The sequence below is a fragment of the Gilliamella apis genome, from assembly GCF_030758615.1.
GTDB lineage: Bacteria > Pseudomonadota > Gammaproteobacteria > Enterobacterales > Orbaceae > Gilliamella > Gilliamella apis_A.
Genome location: NZ_CP132381.1, coordinates 1,956,148 through 1,974,993 on the forward strand (window position 1 = coordinate 1,956,148; position 18,846 = coordinate 1,974,993).

General features: G+C 34.3%; 16 protein-coding genes. 8 read left to right on the plus strand and 8 right to left on the minus strand.

The window, feature by feature from the left end; translation table 11 throughout:
* Positions 1-59: 59 nt before the first annotated feature.
* The 4 genes from RAM17_RS08990 to RAM17_RS09005 are packed head-to-tail and all read left to right on the plus strand — an operon-like array spanning position 60 to position 2,692.
* Positions 60-479 (plus strand): PTS sugar transporter subunit IIA, encoded by a 420-nt coding sequence (locus RAM17_RS08990; RefSeq protein ID WP_110447571.1) that lies wholly within the window; start codon positions 60-62, stop codon positions 477-479.
* Between the two features lie 27 nt (positions 480-506).
* Positions 507-998 (plus strand): PTS system mannose/fructose/N-acetylgalactosamine-transporter subunit IIB, encoded by a 492-nt coding sequence (locus RAM17_RS08995; RefSeq protein ID WP_110447570.1) that lies wholly within the window; start codon positions 507-509, stop codon positions 996-998.
* A 24-nt stretch (positions 999-1,022) separates the two neighbouring features.
* Positions 1,023-1,853 (plus strand): PTS mannose/fructose/sorbose/N-acetylgalactosamine transporter subunit IIC, encoded by an 831-nt coding sequence (locus RAM17_RS09000; RefSeq protein WP_110447569.1) that lies wholly within the window; start codon positions 1,023-1,025, stop codon positions 1,851-1,853.
* A 14-nt stretch (positions 1,854-1,867) separates the two neighbouring features.
* Complete coding sequence (locus RAM17_RS09005) at positions 1,868-2,692, plus strand: PTS system mannose/fructose/sorbose family transporter subunit IID (RefSeq protein ID WP_086359482.1); 825 nt, start codon at positions 1,868-1,870, stop codon at positions 2,690-2,692.
* 116 nt (positions 2,693-2,808) lie between these two features.
* On the opposite strand, the gene RAM17_RS09010 is transcribed toward RAM17_RS09005, so the two are convergent.
* The 7 genes from RAM17_RS09010 to aceE all read right to left on the minus strand — a co-directional run bounded on the left by RAM17_RS09010 (position 2,809) and on the right by aceE (position 13,012).
* Positions 2,809-3,564: a GntR family transcriptional regulator gene (locus RAM17_RS09010; RefSeq protein ID WP_110447568.1), complete on the minus strand. Its 756-nt coding sequence runs from the start codon at positions 3,562-3,564 to the stop codon at positions 2,809-2,811.
* 67 nt (positions 3,565-3,631) lie between these two features.
* On the minus strand, positions 3,632-3,952 hold the full coding sequence (locus tag RAM17_RS09015) for a PTS sugar transporter subunit IIB (protein WP_110447567.1): 321 nt from the start codon (positions 3,950-3,952) through the stop codon (positions 3,632-3,634).
* 10 nt (positions 3,953-3,962) lie between these two features.
* On the minus strand, positions 3,963-5,390 hold the full coding sequence (locus tag RAM17_RS09020; protein ID WP_110447566.1) for a glycoside hydrolase family 1 protein: 1,428 nt from the start codon (positions 5,388-5,390) through the stop codon (positions 3,963-3,965).
* Between the two features lie 27 nt (positions 5,391-5,417).
* Complete coding sequence (locus RAM17_RS09025; RefSeq protein ID WP_110447565.1) at positions 5,418-6,719, minus strand: PTS sugar transporter subunit IIC; 1,302 nt, start codon at positions 6,717-6,719, stop codon at positions 5,418-5,420.
* Between the two features lie 583 nt (positions 6,720-7,302).
* Positions 7,303-8,727 (minus strand): dihydrolipoyl dehydrogenase, encoded by a 1,425-nt coding sequence (gene lpdA, locus RAM17_RS09030; protein WP_306239942.1) that lies wholly within the window; start codon positions 8,725-8,727, stop codon positions 7,303-7,305.
* A gap of 15 nt (positions 8,728-8,742) precedes the next feature.
* Entirely contained in the window at positions 8,743-10,332 is a 1,590-nt protein-coding gene (aceF, locus tag RAM17_RS09035) for a pyruvate dehydrogenase complex dihydrolipoyllysine-residue acetyltransferase (RefSeq protein ID WP_110447563.1), read from the minus strand.
* A gap of 13 nt (positions 10,333-10,345) precedes the next feature.
* Complete coding sequence (gene aceE / locus RAM17_RS09040) at positions 10,346-13,012, minus strand: pyruvate dehydrogenase (acetyl-transferring), homodimeric type (RefSeq protein WP_110447562.1); 2,667 nt, start codon at positions 13,010-13,012, stop codon at positions 10,346-10,348.
* Between the two features lie 376 nt (positions 13,013-13,388).
* Here aceE and lipB point away from each other — a divergent pair, with 376 nt between their 5' ends.
* Together lipB and lipA are read left to right on the plus strand one after the other, a co-directional pair.
* Positions 13,389-14,009: a lipoyl(octanoyl) transferase LipB gene (gene lipB, locus RAM17_RS09045; RefSeq protein WP_110447561.1), complete on the plus strand. Its 621-nt coding sequence runs from the start codon at positions 13,389-13,391 to the stop codon at positions 14,007-14,009.
* 10 nt (positions 14,010-14,019) lie between these two features.
* A complete protein-coding gene (gene lipA / locus RAM17_RS09050) occupies positions 14,020-14,979 on the plus strand; it encodes a lipoyl synthase (RefSeq protein ID WP_110447560.1) in 960 nt (319 codons plus the stop codon).
* A 25-nt stretch (positions 14,980-15,004) separates the two neighbouring features.
* On the opposite strand, the gene RAM17_RS09055 is transcribed toward lipA, so the two are convergent.
* A complete protein-coding gene (locus RAM17_RS09055; RefSeq protein WP_110447559.1) occupies positions 15,005-16,777 on the minus strand; it encodes a DUF3413 domain-containing protein in 1,773 nt (590 codons plus the stop codon).
* Between the two features lie 190 nt (positions 16,778-16,967).
* Here RAM17_RS09055 and RAM17_RS09060 point away from each other — a divergent pair, with 190 nt between their 5' ends.
* Positions 16,968-17,426 (plus strand): hypothetical protein, encoded by a 459-nt coding sequence (locus RAM17_RS09060; RefSeq protein WP_306239945.1) that lies wholly within the window; start codon positions 16,968-16,970, stop codon positions 17,424-17,426.
* 46 nt (positions 17,427-17,472) lie between these two features.
* Complete coding sequence (locus RAM17_RS09065) at positions 17,473-18,744, plus strand: Lon protease family protein (RefSeq protein WP_306240989.1); 1,272 nt, start codon at positions 17,473-17,475, stop codon at positions 18,742-18,744.
* The last annotated feature ends 102 nt before the right edge of the window (positions 18,745-18,846 follow it).

An 18,846-nucleotide genomic window follows, 5' to 3' on the forward strand; every position in this document is an offset into this window, starting at 1 on the left:
GTTTTAAAAAATAAATATGTAAATATATATTTAAATATTATTTTAAGAGGGACTTGCAAATGAAAATAGTAGTTACTTCTCACGGCGAATTATGCGAAGGGATCTTATCAAGTTATCAAATGATTGCGGGTGATATATCACAATTTATCTCTGTCAAACTTGACGATAAGGGAATTAGCGACTTTTCTTCAAGATTAACAACCGTGTTAGATGAACAAACTATGAAAAATGAAGTTGTCATTGTTTTAAGTGACATCATGGGGGGTACACCTTATAACGAAACTTTCCGTTATATGCTGGCTAATCCAAATAAAGTTTATCTTATGGCTGGATTAAATTTATCAATGTTAATTCAAGCAGCAACAATAATTAATGAGCCCAATATAGATGAAGCTATTAATTCAATTCTGGAAGCAGGTCAAGCCTCAATATCCATTGCACCAATAACCGAAAATAGTAGTGAAGATTTAGATTTTTAATTAGTGAGACGATAGGAGTGAATAAATATGGCAATTACATTAACCAGAGTCGATGATCGTGTTATTCATGGTCAAATCATGACGCGTTGGACAAAAGTCAGACCTGTCGATGGCATCCTTGTAGTGGGTGACAATATCGCTTCAGATGAGTTACGCAAACGAGTATTAAAAGCGGCTGCGGGAACATTAAAAATTGGTATTTACACAGTAGAACAAGGTGTAGAGAAAATAAAACAAGGTACAGAGTCAAATAAAAACTTTTTTTTAATTAGTGATTCACCACAAACATTTGAAAAATTGTTAAAAGCGGGTGCTAAATTACCATCAACTTTAAATATTGGCTGTATGAATACTCGAGCAGGAGCAAAAGTATTAGGACGAACTGTTGCCATTGATGAGAATGATTATAAAGCATTTGATTACATTGAAAGTCAAGGAATTAAAATTGAATTTCAATTGTTGCCAGATGATGAAGCTAAAAATTGGAACGTAATGAAAAAGAAATATGACACTTTATAACTTTCATATTTAGAGGGAAAAATTATGGAAACAACTCTTTTTATTCCCGCTTTATTAACAGGGATATTTTGTTACTTAGGCGCGATTGAATCACCATGGCTTTTTGGTATGTCAGGTGGTTTTTATATAGTTGGTAGGCCACTAGTTGCTGGGTTATTAGTTGGTTTAGCCTTTGGTGATGTACAAGCCGGTGTATTATGTGGTTTAGCGGTACAAGCTGTTTTTATTGCAAATTTATCAACTGGAGGGGCAACAAATAGTGAAATAACCTATGCAGCTTATGGTGGAATTGGTTTAGCACTTGCCACAACTAAAGATCCTGCTGTCGCGGTAACTCTTTCGGTTTTATTGGGCCAGACTTTCGGTTTGATATTTTACAATACTCGAATGGCATTATACTCGTTCTGGAATAATAAAGCACAACATGCAGCTGAAACTAACAATACCCGAGGTATCGTTCTAAATCATCTATTTTATCCTCAAGTTACAACATTCTTATTACGTGCCGTTCCAGTCTTTTTAGCGATCTATTTTGGCTCTGGTTTAGTTGAATGGTTATTAGCTAATGTTCCTGAAGTTATTACCAAGATTATCTCAGTGTTAGGTGGTGTACTTCCTGCATTAGGTATCGCTATGCTTATGAATATCGTGATTAAATCGAAAATTCAGCTGATCTTTTTCTTCGCTGGTTTCGTGTTATTAGCTTTTGCAGGGTTAAGTATGATAGCACTAGTATTCATCTCCGCTTTAGTTGCTTACTTATACTTTATTGCAAGCAATAAATCGGCAACAACACCAATTAAAGAAACAAATTCACCAAATTCAGATGTTTTTGAAGATGATGATTTGTTCTAAAAAGGAGAACTAAAATGGATAAATTAATTGAGGAACAACGTTTAACAAAACGAGAATTACGCCAAATTTGGTATCGTTGGGGCTTTACTCATTTGTCATCAATGAGCTATGAGAAATTACAAGCACATGCTTGGGCTTTTTCCTATATCCCTTTTGCCGAAAAATATTATAAGAATGATCCTGAAGCAAAACGCCGTTTATTAGTTAGACATTCTATGTTTTATAATACTGAACCACAAACCGGTCAAATTATTAACGGTATTGTTGCGTCAATGGAAGAAGAGATTGCTTTAGGCAAAAATGTTCCAGAAGAACTACCTGTAAATATTAAAGCGACACTAATGGGCCCTTTAGCTGGAATTGGAGATTCATTGATTCAAGGTATTATTGTGCCAATTTTGTTATCAATTGCTATGGGAATGGCAGCAGGAGGTAATGCTATAGGCCCTATTTTCTATATTTTATCTTATGGTATTTTAGGCCCTTTAATTTCCTATCTTAGCTTCCATTACGGTTATAAATTAGGCGTTAATGCAATTGATAATATTATTGGTGATAACGTCAAACGGATCACCGACGCATTTAACATACTTGGAATTATGGTGGTTGGTGGTTTAGCTGCCGGTAATATTGTACTTAATTCAGTATTGGAAATTCCGATGGGAGAAAGCATGCGATCATTACAAAGTGTACTTGATGGCATCTTTCCAAAAATACTGCCATTATCCATGGTGTTATTAGCATGGTGGTTAGTATCAGCTAAACAGATGTCTGCAACCAAAGTTATTTTAATTTTGACTGCAATCGCAGCAGTTGGTGTAGTACTTGGCGTATTTTAAAATAATTAATTAACAACATTTGTTTTATTGAACAATTTAATAATCCCCATAATATTTTGTAATACTATGGGGATTTATTTAATTGGATTATTAATTTTAAAATACTAATTAATATTTTAGATAAAGTTTTCAAATAAATTGATCGATGAAAAAATATAGCCATCAAAATCAATAGATGTTTTATCAGATAAATTCATTAAAATATTTTTTTCGTTTTCAATATGTTGCCACATGGCTTTATAAGCCCCAACACTGTCACGACGACATAGTGCTGCTAAGATTTGTTGATGATCAGCATACCATTTTAGTCGATAGCCTTTAGTATTAGTATGTTCAGTAAGTTGCTGCCAATTAAATGAGTTCTGTTTGTGTTCCCATAAATTCTTAAGTGAATTCACTAACATCTGATTTTGGGTTGCTTCGGCGATATTGAGATGAAAATTGAAATCATTATTGTTATTGAATTCGTTATTCATAGTCGCATGCAATTCTTGCTCTAATATTTTCTTTAAGCTTTCTATATTGGCAATGGTTATCATCTGAGAAGCAAAAGAAGCAATATTAGTCTCAATCAGTTGGCTAGCTTGTAGTAGTTCAAAAGGACCGAGTACTCGAGAATAATTTGAATCAGGTTTATTAATAACATAAATACCTGAACTTTGCTTTATCGATACAAAACCTTTTACTTCCAATGCGATTAACGCTTCACGAACAATAGTACGACTTACGCCATAGGCATCGGCAATAGTTCTTTCTGGTGGTAATTTAGAACCTAATGGATATTCATCCATTCTAATTTTATCCAATAATAGTTCTGCTATTTCTTGATACTGTTTTTTAGAATATTGATTCGATATATTGTCCGTTAACATTCACCTGTTCCTACAAAAATACAAACATTAAAATCGAATATTCTAATGTTTGTATTAATTCCTATGATTATGCTTCGATCATTTGCAAAATTTGATCTAAAACTTTACCAGCATTCATTGTACCATAAGCAACTGGATCAATAATGTCAATTGGTATGCCATATTTTTCTGTTTGTTTTCTGCTCTCATCTAAGGCGAATCTCATTTGTGGTCCTAATAATACCGCGATAATTTTATCACTATCACTATTAAGATGTTGATATAAAAGTTGCTCACTTATTGCTATAAAATCAAAATCTAACGATCGTTCTAGTGCTTCTTTTCTTATTTTGTTGACTAATAATGAGGTTGACATACCACCGGCACAGGCAAAAATAACTTGTTTCATCTTTTACTCCTTATTTATCTTCATCATCTAGATTTACAATTAGTTGTCTTGTTTTAGATAAATCTTTGAACCATAACGCTGATTTCTTCAACCTTCTGTTTCTATTTTGTTCAAGATCAATTTCGATTAGTCCATAACGATTTTTGAATGCATTCATTGGTGAAACATTGTCTGTAAATGCCCACAGCATATAACCACCACAATTAGCTCCATCATTGATAGCTTTTAACGTCCAATAAAGATGTTTCGAAATAAAATCAATTCGATAATCATCTTGAATCATGCCTTGATCATCTTTAAATCGTTGCTCATCTTCAATACCCATGCCATTTTCACAAATAAACCATGATTTATTGTTATATTGTTGTTTAACTCGCATTGCGAAATCATAAACAATTTTAGGATAAATTTCCCAACCTCTAGATTTATTCATTTTTCTTCCAGGTAATGCAAAGGATTCGTAATAAAACGCGGGATGAAATGGCGCATCTTTGTGCCATTGTTTTGTAGGTGCTTTAACACGATGAGGAAAATATAAATTAATAGCAACTTCATCAACTGGAAATTTTTTAATTATTTCAAGTTCTTGATTGGTATAATCCCACTGAACTTTATGTTTAGCCAATAAATCAATAAGCTCTTGAGGATATTCACCATTAAAAGCCGGATCAAGAAAAACTCGATTATAAAAAAGATCATACATTTTTGCAGCTTGTTGATCTTCTTTAGAGGAAGAACGAGGATAAGTCACCTCTGGATTTATAATAGTGCCAATGCTTCCTTGATAATTTTTGTGACGAAATAGCTGAACAACTTTGGCCGTAGCTAAATTTTTATGGTGATTCCACTGCATCCATTTATTGGTATTTTGTTCATAAGGCCAACGTTCAGCATCAAGATACACTCGCGTTTGAATGACAATTGGTTCATTAAAGACAAACCACCGTTTAACGGTATTATGATAACGTTCAAAAACTTTTTCAGCAAATTTAACAAATAGTTCAACTACATGTTTCGAATTCCAGCCACCATATTTATTGAATAGTTCGGCAGGAACTTCGTAATGTTCTAGACAAAGCATTGGAACAATACCGTTTTCGACTATTTTTGTTAGAAAATCGTCATAATACTTAGCATAATCTTCATCAACAATTGCATTTTCGTAGTCAGTTAAAAAACGCGACCAGTTAATTGATGTTCGATAGTGTGTAAGTCCTACCTTTTTCATTAGATCTACTTCTTCCTGATAGCGATTAATTAAATCAGTAGCAATTGCAGGACCATAACCTTCATACCATACATCACGATCGTTTTTATACCAAAGATCTAAATATGAATCTTGATTCTCTTTCTTACCACACCAACCTTCAGTTTGCCATGCCGATGTTGAAGCGCCTAAAATAAAGTTTTTAGGGATATCCATTGTTAATTTACTCATTATTGACTCCTTGAATGTTGATTCAATTTAGGATTGAATTTCAGAACGTTTAGCCGCTATTTTTAGGAAAGGTAAATAAATGAAAATAGCAATAATAATACAGAAGATCTGGGTAACAACAGCACCTAAGGATCCGGCTGTTGATAAGTAAGCACTAATTATTGGTGGCGTAGTCCACGGCACCATAACCACGGCTTTACCTGCAAAACCAATACTTGTTGCGATATAACCTATTGTGCCAGTAATTAACGGTGTAATAATAAATGGAATGGCTAAAATCGGGTTTAACATTATTGGTAAACCAAAAATTACAGGTTCATTGATATTGAAAATACCTGGACCCAGTGATAATTTTGCTATTTCTCTCATTTCTTTGCGTTTTATTGCAATAAAAATAGCCATCAACAATCCAATCGTACAACCTGAACCACCTATACTCATGTAAACATCCCAAAACGGCATAGTAATAATATTGGTTGGCTCAATACCTTGTTCGAAATCACTCATGTTAACCATTATTGCACCAAGTAATAAGGGTTCGCGAATTGGTTTTATCATTTGATTACCATGAATCCCTATAACCCAAAATATTTGTGCGACAAACATTAATAACAATAATCCCGGTAGGCTTTGCATGACAGACTCAAGCGGCTGTTGCACCACCATATAGATAGCATCATACAAATACATTCCAGTTAATTTGTAGAATACAAAACCAAAAGCCGCTACGACTGAAGTAGTAATTATTGCTGGAATAAGTGCTGAAAATGAAGCGGAGACATTTGATGGAACACTATCTGGCATTTTTACTCTTAGCTTATCTACTTTTAATAATTTAGAGTATATTTCTACCGATATAATAGCGATAAACATACCTAGAAAAAGGCTTTTAGTATCAGTAAATTGCCGTGCTAATACATTAGTTACTTGAAATTTTTGGCCTTCAACTACAACGTCTGTAAATGTTGGTTGTACGGAAATAAAACATATAATAGCCAACAATCCAGGAAATAAGGTTTTATTACCATTTATGCGTCCTAATTCAATAGCGATTAAAAACACAGCGCCAATGGTTAGAAAATTCAATGTCGCATAATTTAAATTACTAGCAATGGGCTTTAATACTGCTAAAAAAGATAAACAATCAAAATAAGCTAATCCATTTTGTTTATCAAAAACAATATTTGACATTAGCACCGCAAAAGCGCCAACGATTATCACTGGCATTAAAGTAATAAATGCCGCTTTAATTGCCATTATATATCTTAAACTATTAAATTTATTGGCAAATTTACCTAGTTTATCAATAACTTCATTTACTCTAGACATATTTACAATCTCCAATTAGGGGGAAAGGTGAGATTCTTTGACAATCAAAAAATAATACTTATAAGGGAGGTAATCTGTGATCCTACTCACAACATTCAAAATTGGAATTCCATTAATATCTAAAAATGTGATAAATGTCATTTATTGGCATACCAAAATGCAAAAAACAAATTACAAAACCGTGACAAAAGATGTTTAGCACAAGAAAATTATGGAAATTTGGTATGACAATATATTCAATCTATTGGATTTGATAGCGTAATAAACGAATAATCGTTAATATAAGGTTGTTTTTTAATATTTATTTTAATAATTAGTCAGTTATTTTTAATTAAAAACCCCTTTCCTCAAAATTTTCTATTAAGATTAAATGAGTTTTAAATCAATCATAAACAATAATTTTATGAATAATTAAAAGATTAAGTTAGCGCTTTAGCAAGATGATTATTGAAATTGAAAGTTATTACGGTTATACACTTATTTCGGGTAAACTTAGAAATATTGGAAATCTTGATTAGAAAAATAAAATGCCGTTAGCAAACTAACGGCATTATTTCAATGATAACAATAAAATAAATAGTTTTTATTTTTTAACTGCTTTTGCATTCGGCAAATCAGTTACTGATCCTTCATAAATCTCAGACGCTAAGCCTATTGATTCATGTAACGTTGGGTGAGCATGAATGGTCAATGCAATATCTTCAGCATCGCAACCCATTTCAACTGCCAATGTAATTTCCCCAAGTAATTCGCCACCATTTGCCCCTACGACAGCACCACCAAGAAGACGATTGTCAGCTTTATTAAAGATTAATTTAGTCATCCCTTCTGAACAATCAGAAGCAATCGCACGACCTGATGCAGCCCATGGGAATATAGCAACCTCATAATCTAAACCTTTTGCTTTAGCTTCTTTTTCAGTTAAGCCAACCCAAGCAACTTCAGGTTCAGTATAAGCAATTGATGGTATAGTTTTTGGATCAAAATAATGTTTTTTACCCGCAATAACTTCTGCTGCCACATGACCTTCATGAACACCTTTATGCGCAAGCATCGGTTGACCAACAATATCGCCAATAGCATAAATATGAGGCACATTCGTTCTCATCTGTTTATCTACTTCGATAAAACCACGATCAGTCACATTTACACCTGCTTTTTCAGCGTTGATTAGTTTACCATTTGGAGTACGGCCTATTGCAACTAATACCGCATCATAAGTATGAGTTTCAATGGTTCCATCTTTTTTCTCCATGGTGACATAAATTGCATCATGTTTAGCTTCAACAGTACTTACTTTAGTTTCTAATCTCAAAGTAAATTTCTTTTGAATTTGTTTAGTAAAGATTTTTACCACATCTTTATCAGCAGCTGGAATAACCTGATCAAGCATTTCAACCACATCTACTTCTGAGCCTAATGCATGATAAACAGTCCCCATTTCTAAACCGATAATACCACCACCCATTAAAAGTAGTTTTTTAGGAATAGTAGTTAATGCTAATGCATCTGTCGAATCCCAAATACGAGGATCTTCATGTGGAATAAATGGTAAAGTTATTGGTCTTGAACCCGCGGCAATGATGGCATTATCAAAAGTAATTTTAGTTATACCTTTGGATGAAGTAACATCCATAGTATGACTGCCAGTGAATTGTGCTTCACCTTGAATAACATTGACTTTACGCATTTTAGCCATACCAGCAAGCCCATTAGTTAGTTGGTTTATAACTTTTTCTTTCCAACCACGAACTTTATCTAATTCAAGTTTAGGCGTACCAAAATGAATACCATGTTCAGTCAATGATTTTGCTTCATCCATTACTTTGGCAACATGGAGTAATGCTTTAGATGGTATACAACCAACATTTAAACAAACACCACCTAAAGTTGAATAACGTTCTACTAAGGTAACATCTAATCCAAAATCGGCAGCTCGGAAGGCAGCGGAATAACCCGCTGGACCAGCTCCTAAGACAACAACTTGTGTTTTAACTTCTTGACTCATAATTAATTTCCCCCACTACATCACTAATCGACGTAAGTCGGATAAAACATTAACAATATGGCTTAAGAAGCGTGCACCATCAGCCCCATCAATTACTCGGTGATCGAATGATAATGATAAAGGTAACATTAGGCGTGGTGTAAATTCTTTACCATTCCAAACTGGTTTCATACTTGAACGAGATACACCTAAAATACCTACTTCAGGTGCATTTACAATTGGTGTAAATGAAGTCGTTCCGATACCACCTAGACTAGAAATGGTGAAACAACCACCTTGCATATCACTACCGGTAAGTTTGCCATCGCGAGCTTTTTTGGAAATTTCTGCAAGTTCACGAGAAAGTTCAATAATGCCTTTTTTATTCACATCTTTAAATACCGGCACAACTAAACCATTAGGTGTATCAACGGCTACACCGATATTAATGTATTTTTTGATGATAAGAGTTTGTGCATCTTCAGACAATGAACTATTAAAACGAGGATAAGCTGTTAAAGCGCTGGCTACTGCTTTCATAATAAACACTAGTGGCGTAATTTTCAGATCCAGTTTTTTCTTTTCAGCTTCGGCATTTTGTTGTTTACGGAAAGCTTCTAATTCAGTGATATCTGTTTCATCAAACTCAGTAACATGTGGAATCATTACCCAATTACGATGTAAGTTTGCACCAGATACTTTTTGAATTTTAGTTAATGGTAATGATTCAACTTCACCAAATTTACTAAAATCAACTTTAGGCCACGGTAATAAACCAGGTAATGCACCACCGGTACCACCATTTTCTATCTGTTTTACAGCATTTTTTACGTAAGCTTGAATATCTTCACGTAAAATGCGATGTTTAGGGCCAGTAGGTTGTACCTTAGCAAGGTTAACACCAAACTCACGAGCTAAACGACGAACAGAAGGAGTTGCATGTGCATAAGCATCATTCTCTACAAATTCATTGGTATTTGCAGATGCGGCTGGCGCAGCAGAATTATTGTTAGTATTCGCAACTGGAGTTGCAATAGCTGGTTTTTCTGCTGCCACAGGTGCAACATCAGTTTTTACTGGTGCACTGCTAGCAACTGTCTCAAATTCCATAATTTTTGAGCCAGTTTTAACTTTATCACCAATTTTTACTGAAATGCTTTTCACAACACCAGCAATAGTAGCAGGCACTTCCATTGAGGCTTTATCGCCTTCTACTGTTATAAGTGAATCATCAACGGAAACTGAATCACCAACTTTAACTAAAATTTCAGTGACCTCAACTTCATCACCACCAATGTCAGGTACATTAACATCAACCACTTGGCTGGCACTTGGGGCTGATGGTGCAGCAACTGGTGCGGCCGTTTGTTGTTTATCTGCTGCAGCCTCTGTTCCGCTGTCATCAAATTCCATAATACTTACACCAGTGGTAACTTTATCGCCGATTTTAACAATGATTGATTTTACAATTCCTGCTTGTGGAGCAGGAATTTCCATTGATGCTTTATCGCCCTCAACCGTTAATAACGATTGATCAGCTTCAACTTTGTCGCCAACTTTAACTAAAATCTCTGTTACTTCAACTTCATCACTTCCGATATCGGGTAATTTTATTTCAATAGTCATTATTTTTTACCTCTTATGCATTACGTGGATTGAGCTTATCAGCATTGATGTCGAACTTTTTAATCGCGTCTTCAACAACACTTGTTTGAATATCACCACGTTTAGCTAGTTCTCCTAATGCTGCAATCACAACATAAGATGCATCGACTTCAAAATGATGACGTAAATTTTCTCGACTGTCACTGCGACCGAATCCATCAGTACCTAATACTCTGTAGCTTTCTGCCGGTACAAATCCACGAATTTGTTCTGCATAAATTTTCATATAATCAGTTGAAACAACTGCTGGATTATTATTCATTATTTGAGCAACATAAGGAACTTTCTCTGGTTCACTCGGATGTAACATATTGTAACGTTCACAATCTTGACCATCTCTAGCTAATTCGGTGAACGAAGTTACACTATACACTTCTGAGCTAATACCGTAATTTTTAGCTAGGATATCTGCAGCTTCACGAACATGGCGTAATATTGAACCAGAGCCTAATAATTGAACAGTAGGTTTACCTTGTTGTCCTTCAACAGTATCTAATTTATAAATACCACGACGGATACCCTCTTCAGCCCCTTCTGGCATTGCAGGTTGAGCATAGTTTTCATTAAGTGTAGTAATATAATAGTAAACATTTTCTTGTTCACCATACATGCGACGTAAACCATCTTGCATAATAACAGCAACTTCATATGCATAAGCTGGATCATAAGATACACAGTTAGGGATAGTTAACGCTTGAATATGACTATGACCATCTTGATGTTGTAATCCTTCACCATTTAATGTAGTACGACCAGAAGTACCACCGATCATAAAGCCGCGAGCTTGTTGATCGCCTGCCGCCCACATTAAATCACCAATACGTTGGAAACCAAACATAGAATAATAAATGTAGAAAGGAATCATTGGTAAATCATTAGTACTATAAGAAGTTGCAGCTGCTAACCACGATGCTGTTGCACCACATTCATTAATACCTTCTTGCAAGATTTGGCCTTTTTCATCTTCACGATAGTAAGCAACTTGTTCTTTATCTTGCGGAGTATATTGTTGACCATGTGGATTATAAATTCCTATCTGACGGAATAAGCCTTCCATCCCAAAGGTACGAGCTTCGTCAGCAAGAATCGGCACTAAACGAGGCGCTAATTCTTTATCTTTTAACATAATGTTAAGTGCACGTACAAAAGCAATTGTGGTTGAAATTTCTTTCGATTGCGCTTCAAGTAATGGTGCGAATTCAGTTAAAGAAGGAATTGATACAGTTCCTGAGAATTTAGTCAATCTTGACGGCACATAACCATGTAAGGCTTGACGACGTTCATGAATATATTTGTATTCAGGAGTATGTTCTTCAAATTTAATGTAAGGTAATTTTTCTAGTGCATCATCTGTAACTGGGATATTGAAGAAATCACGAACATGACGAACACCGTCCATATTCATTTTTTTCACTTGGTGTGCAATATTCTTAGCTTCTGCTGCTGCACCCATACCATAACCTTTAATAGTATGTGCTAAAATCACTGTTGGGCGATCTTTGGTTTCTTTTGCTCTAGCAAATGCAGCAAACATTTTTTCAGGATCTTGACCACCACGATTAAGTCTGAAAATTTCTTCATCAGACATATCTTTTACTAATTCTGCAGTTTCAGGATATTTACCAAAGAAATGCTCACGAACATAAGCACCATCTTTAGATTTAAAGGTTTGGTAATCCCCATCAAGCGTTTCATTCATTAAGCGAATTAATTTTCCTGATTTATCTTTTTGTAATAATTTATCCCAGCGATCACCCCAAAGCACTTTAATTACATTCCAGCCAGCTCCAGCAAATACGCCTTCTAATTCATTAACAATTTTGCCATTACCGGTAACTGGCCCATCTAAGCGTTGTAAATTACAATTAATTACAAATACTAAGTTATCCAATTTTTCACGTGTAGCAATTGTGATTGCACCTTTTGATTCTGGCTCATCCATCTCGCCATCACCTAAAAATGCATAAACTGTTTGTTCAGTAGTATCTTTCAATCCACGATGATTCAGATATTTTAAAAAGCGAGCTTGGTAAATAGCGCTAATTGGACCTAATCCCATTGAAACAGTTGGGAATTGCCAAAACTCAGGCATTAATTTTGGATGAGGATAAGATGATAATCCTTTTCCATGTACTTCTTGACGGAAATTATCTAATTGTTCCTCGGTTAGTCGTCCTTCAATAAATGCGCGAGAATAAACACCTGGAGAGATATGACCTTGGAAATAAATTAAGTCACCACCATCTTTTTCATTACGAGCACGGAAAAAATGGTTAAAACAGACTTCATAAAATGTCGCTGCAGATTGGAATGATGCCATGTGACCACCCAGTTCTAAATCTTTTTTAGAAGCGCGAAGAACCATCATCATTGCATTCCAGCGAACAATAGAACGAATACGTCTTTCAATTTCCCAATCACCTGGATAGGCAGGTTGTTCATCGACAGGAATAGTATTAATATAGTTACTAGTTGATGAACCAAATAGTAAAGGAACTCCGCCATCTCTGGCTTTATTTACAATTTGTTCAATAATATATTGCGCTCGTTCTACGCCTTCTTCACGAATAATTGACTCTAAACTTTTAAGCCAATCTTGCGTTTCTACTGGATCAATATCATTCACTTGCATGTCCGACATATAAAAACCTCTTTTTTGTTTTAAAAAATGCAGTTTTTGCTATCCTTAGCTATAACAGACGCCATAACTAACTCAATAAGCTCCAACTTTGCATTACGGATGCTTTATTGCTATAAGTCTGCCATCTTCCTAAAAAAAGTAAAGTAAACTGACGGTTATAAAAGAATGTTAATTCCTATTAAATTAATCAACTATTTCAATTATTAATTTGATAAAAATGATAATTATTTGATAAAAATCAAATTTAATTTGTGGGTATAGTAAGAATCTTGTGTTATGAGTTATACATTGAATGAGTGATGGTTGTCAAGTTATAGCAAAATCTGCTATATAGATGTAAATTTATTGATAAATTACAACTTAACCAGTGTTGGATATGCCAAATAAAGACGTTGTTATTAAACAATTAGGTATGTTGCCTTATCTAAAAACTTATCAAGCTATGCACGATTTTACTAAACTGCGTGATGCGCAAACCTTAGATGAAATCTGGCTTGTTGAGCATTTACCGGTTTTCACTCAAGGTAAAGTAGGTAAACCTGAACATTTACTGACCACTACTGACATTCAAGTGGTGCAAACTGATCGTGGCGGTCAAATTACCTATCATGGCCCTGGCCAACAAATTATGTATATTTTGTTTGATTTAAAAAGACGTAAAATAGGTATACGAGATGTGGTTAGTTATTTAGAAAATAGTGTTATTCAAACTTTACAGCACTATGACATTACCGCTTATTCAAAATCGGATGCACCTGGCGTCTATATCAATCAACAAAAAATCTGCTCACTAGGATTACATATTAAGCATGGTTGTACATTACATGGTTTAGCACTTAATATTGATATGGATTTAACACCGTTTAATTATATTAATCCGTGTGGCTATGCAGGTTTAAAAATGACTCACATGAAGCATTATATTGCACAAATTGATCGTCAAGAGATTAACCAGTTATTAACTGATAATTTTATTAATCAGTTACCAAACAACTAAGATATTAAATATGCAAAATACTGAAAATCAAATCCGCAGTTCCAAATATCGTGACGCTGATAAAACGCGTCTCATTCCAACCATTACAGTTGAGGATATCGCTCCATTAAAAAAACCTGATTGGATGAGAATTAAATTATCTGCTCATAACGATAATATTGCCCATATTAAAAACACTATGCGTAAGCATGGATTACATTCTGTGTGTGAAGAAGCATCTTGCCCAAATTTGGCTGAATGCTTTAATCACGGTACAGCAACTTTTATGATATTAGGCGATATTTGTACTCGCCGTTGTCCTTTCTGTGATGTTGCACATGGCCGTCCATTACCACCTGATCGTGAAGAACCGAGCAAACTAGCCTTAACTATTCAAGAGATGAAATTACGTTATGTAGTCATCACATCTGTTGACCGAGACGATTTAAAAGATGGAGGAGCTAGCCATTTTGCAGCTTGTACTCAAGAAATTCGCGCATTAAGCCCGAATATCAAAGTTGAAACATTAACACCTGATTTCCGAGGTTGTATTGATGAAGCAGTAGAGGTTTTAAGCGAAAATCCACCAGATGTGTTTAACCATAATTTAGAAAACATTCCTCGCTTATACAAAAAAATTCGCCCCGGTGCTAATTATGAGGGATCATTAAAATTACTTGCTTCTTTTAAAGAAAAACATCCAAAAATTCCGACTAAATCAGGTTTAATGGTTGGATTAGGTGAAACAAATGAAGAACTCATTCAAGTATTAAAAGATTTACGCAGTAATGGCGTAACTATGTTAACTTTAGGTCAGTATCTACAACCAAGTAAATATCATTTACCAGTTGAACGTTATGTATCACCTCAAGAATTTGAAGAATTAAAACAGACTGCTTTAGCAATGGGATTCACCCACGCTGCTTGTGGGCCGTTTGTCCGTTCTTCTTATCATGCCGATTTACAAGCAATGGGAAAAGAGGTGAAATAAATATCACCTCCTATTAATTTAGTATTTAATTATCGACAACAATAAAACGGCGATTTTCAGTAACAATTTGTAAGAAGATTGGTAAGCTAATTTTTTCGTCTTTCAATTGCTTACCATTTAAATCATAAATTTTAGACCGTCCATATGCATCAATTACCACTGTTTTATAATCATAAAGCGCAGCAATTTGATTTTCACTGCCTGCTAAAATCCATTCCCGAGTAGACTCATTAAATAAATTTCGCCCCTGACTGTACTGCTGCGCTGGGGTGGTAACTTTAAATGCATCTTGCATTAATGTTCTTAAGATATCGGTTTGTGAGGTAATAGTACTAATTTGTTTTATTTCCCTTCCTGGCCATGAAATAATCAATGGTACTTTTAATACCTCACGATTAAAGCTATTTTCAGTATTACGTTGTACTAATTTTTTGGCTTCATCTATTTTTAGATCATTTGAACCAGTAATGATTATTATCGTGTTCTCATATGCATTAGATAATTTTAAATAAGCAATCAAAGATTCTAAATATTGATCGAGTTTTTTAGCTTCTGCTTCTAATTCAACCATTGGTATTTTTTTATTTTTAGTCGCAAAAGAATATTGAATGACAGAAAATAAAGGCGCATGATTCTCAAGTTTATTTTGTTCGTCATGCCATGCCATCCAATAATCAGTGGTAAGTTTATTAGTTTGTTTTTTACCATTAGGAATTGAGAAATTAGACAATAACGCATAACGGTAAAGTGGTTCAGAAAAACCGTCAGCAGAGAATAAACCGATGTTATAATGCTGTTTTGTTACTGTATCGAATAAAACCGATGTCTTATGACCGGCAAGGATACTATTATAGTAATTAGGATCTAATCCATAAAATAGTGAGAAATTATTTAAATAAGCCTGACTACTAGTAGCATAATGATTAGTAAAATTAGTATTCTGATTAGCAAATTCCTTAAGCCAAGGCATATTGTTCGCCAATAATTGATTATTCCAACCATCAATGTTGATTATTAAAACATTTTTCTTATTTTGTTGTTCATCAAAACTAATTCGAGCGAGTGGATATTCAATAGCAATTGCAAATGGATTACCTTCCTGAATAGTTCTATTTCGGTAATCATTTTCGGCAATAAATCCATAACGCTCCAGAAAGTGGCGAGCAGTTAATGGATAAGAGAGCGGTAAACTTGAACGTTGCATAGTAATTGGGCGATAAAAATTAGCATCGGCCCAAATATGAATTAAATGCGATGAAACAAAACAAAGAATAAAACCAATAACTACTGGTCTAGCATAACGTTTCCGTTTACTTAAGCTACGTAGCTTTTTCCAACTCCATATGGCAAATAATATCTCAATTAAAAGAATAAAAGGAATAAGAATAAAAGCACTATTTAAAAAAGACGTTTTGTCCGAAGTAAATAATTGCCATATAGATAGATTAAGGTGCATTCTGAAATGAGAAAACACTTCAATATCAATCAGAAGTAAACTAATACCTATTGTGGCGATCACAGTAGCAATAATTCGTTGCCAACGCGAAGAGTGAATAAAAAAACTTAATGGAAACAACAAAATCAAATAGGCTATAAAGGTGAGAAAACTAAAATGACCTATAGCACTAATGATTGCATAAAAACGCCCCATAAAAGTTCGAGGCCAATCAGCAATTAACAAATATTGACTACCAAGTACAATAACAACAAAAATATTAAATAGGGTAAACCAATGCCCCCAACTGACTATCTGCGAGGTTTGATCATCTTTGATATGATTATTTTTGAGTTTGAGCATATTTAATTGTTGTTAGTGGTAGTAATCAAGAAAAACTAAACTAAATTTACCCAACAGTTTAACTGATTTTTAAAAATCTTTCTGTAATTTTTTTATTTGTTAGCACAAAGAGATTGGTTATTTGTTGGCGTTATAATCGATACTTGTTATAATTTAATTTAATAATATAGCTAATAGAAAAGACAATACTTTGGCAATCAAACAACTCAACTCTCAAGAAGTCCAACCTGATATAAATTACATTTTAAATAATAACGATATTAAAACAGATTTATTCAGTGATGGATTAACAAATGTACTATCATGGCAACCTCGCGTTGCCGCAGCCGTGTCACTATTGTGTAAAAATAATAATACACATTATCGCTCGCGTTTTATGCTACTAAAAGCTTCTGAAAGCGAACTTTTTTTTGATCTCCTTAAACAATCGGTTAAAGCAAGTTTAACTTCTACAACGCTAGGTTATAGTTATTATTTTAGTGAAAATAAAATCACATTAACGCAAGCGAGAAGTAAACAAGATAATTTTGCTGTTCAAGATAATTGTTTAACAGCAACAGTAGTTGATATTGAAAAACTTTTTGGTTGTGTACGCCAACCAGAAAACAGTCCAATTAAATTACAAGCGGGATTAGTTCACCAAGCTTAATGGTGGTGTTTTAATTTTAGGCTTACGTTCTCTGCTTGCTCAACCAATTGTTTGGACTAAATTAAAACAAATGGTTATGTCGCAAACCTTTGAATGGTTTTCAGCAGATGATTCGCACCCATTACCATTATCGATTCCTGCCATGCCGTTAGATCTACGTATCATCTTAGTTGGTGATAGATTATCTTTAGCAGAATTACAGGAATTTGAACCTGAATTTTATTCATCATCTATTTATGCTGAATTTGAAAGTGAATTAAAAATAACTGAATCTGCCCAAATCAATGATTGGATGAATTATTTACAATTTATTAGTCGCAAACTAGCATTATCAACAATTGAAAAAACAGCTTTTGCTAAAATTTACAAGCATGCAACAAGATATACCGGTGATCAATATTACCTACCGCTCAGCATTGAGTGGATTCAATCACTATTACTAAATTCATCTTATTTTGTACAAAATGAGAATATTGATGAATTAGCAGTCAGCAAAGCTTTAGAACAGAAAGCATGGCGAGAAAATTATTTAACCGAGCGATTCCATGATGAGTTCTTTACCAATCAAATCATGATTGATACTAAGTCGCAAGTGGTTGGCCAGATTAATGGATTATCGGTTATCGAGTACCCGGGCTATCCTAAAGCCATTGGCGAACCAACACGTTTAAGCTGTTTAGTTCATTTTGGTGACGGTGAATTGATTGATATTGAACGTAAAACCGATCTTGCAGGTAATATTCATTCTAAAGGAATGATGATTATGCAAGCATTTGTTATGTCGGAGTTTGCAATTAATCATCAACTGCCATTTTCTACATCTTTGGTGTTTGAACAATCATATAGTGAGATTGATGGCGATAGCGCCTCGCTTGCAGGTCTTTGCGCCCTTATTAGTGCACTGTCTAATCAACCTATCGATCAACAATTAGCTGTCACAGGTTCAGTTGATCAATTTGGTCATGTTCAATCAATTGGTGGCGTAAATGAAAAAATCGAAGGCTTTTTTGCTGTTTGTCAGCATCAAGGTTTAACTGGTCAACAGGGTGTAATCATTCCTGCTAGCAATCAACGTCATTTGAGTCTAAGTGATGAAGTTATTGATGCCATTAATAATAATAAATTTTCAATTTGGGCTGTCGAACATGTCGCAGATGCACTCTATTTATTAACCGGTATTCCTTTTAAAGATGAAAACAAAATTAGTCTTTATAAATTGATTCATGCGCGTATGCAATCAATGTTAGTTCAAGAGAGAAAACACGATAGTTGGTTTGGTCGCTGGAAAAAAATTGCAAAAAGTAACAATACACAATAAACTGAGACCAAAATTCCATTGATGGAATCAAAAGATAATAATGTAAAACTTTACAGCTTATAATAGTTATTTGTTTTATATTAAATATATGCTTTTATAAGC

Coding starts and splice junctions, on each gene's coding strand:
- aceF (WP_110447563.1), bottom strand. CDS start 10,332: ATGACTATTGAAATAAAATTACCCGATATCGGAAGTGATGAAGTTGAA.
- RAM17_RS09020 (WP_110447566.1), bottom strand. CDS start 5,390: ATGAGTAAATTAACAATGGATATCCCTAAAAACTTTATTTTAGGCGCT.
- aceE (WP_110447562.1), bottom strand. CDS start 13,012: ATGTCGGACATGCAAGTGAATGATATTGATCCAGTAGAAACGCAAGAT.
- RAM17_RS08995 (WP_110447570.1), top strand. CDS start 507: ATGGCAATTACATTAACCAGAGTCGATGATCGTGTTATTCATGGTCAA.
- RAM17_RS09000 (WP_110447569.1), top strand. CDS start 1,023: ATGGAAACAACTCTTTTTATTCCCGCTTTATTAACAGGGATATTTTGT.
- lipA (WP_110447560.1), top strand. CDS start 14,020: ATGCAAAATACTGAAAATCAAATCCGCAGTTCCAAATATCGTGACGCT.
- lpdA (WP_306239942.1), bottom strand. CDS start 8,727: ATGAGTCAAGAAGTTAAAACACAAGTTGTTGTCTTAGGAGCTGGTCCA.
- RAM17_RS09015 (WP_110447567.1), bottom strand. CDS start 3,952: ATGAAACAAGTTATTTTTGCCTGTGCCGGTGGTATGTCAACCTCATTA.
- lipB (WP_110447561.1), top strand. CDS start 13,389: ATGCCAAATAAAGACGTTGTTATTAAACAATTAGGTATGTTGCCTTAT.
- RAM17_RS09025 (WP_110447565.1), bottom strand. CDS start 6,719: ATGTCTAGAGTAAATGAAGTTATTGATAAACTAGGTAAATTTGCCAAT.
- RAM17_RS08990 (WP_110447571.1), top strand. CDS start 60: ATGAAAATAGTAGTTACTTCTCACGGCGAATTATGCGAAGGGATCTTA.
- RAM17_RS09055 (WP_110447559.1), bottom strand. CDS start 16,777: ATGCTCAAACTCAAAAATAATCATATCAAAGATGATCAAACCTCGCAG.
- RAM17_RS09005 (WP_086359482.1), top strand. CDS start 1,868: ATGGATAAATTAATTGAGGAACAACGTTTAACAAAACGAGAATTACGC.
- RAM17_RS09010 (WP_110447568.1), bottom strand. CDS start 3,564: ATGTTAACGGACAATATATCGAATCAATATTCTAAAAAACAGTATCAA.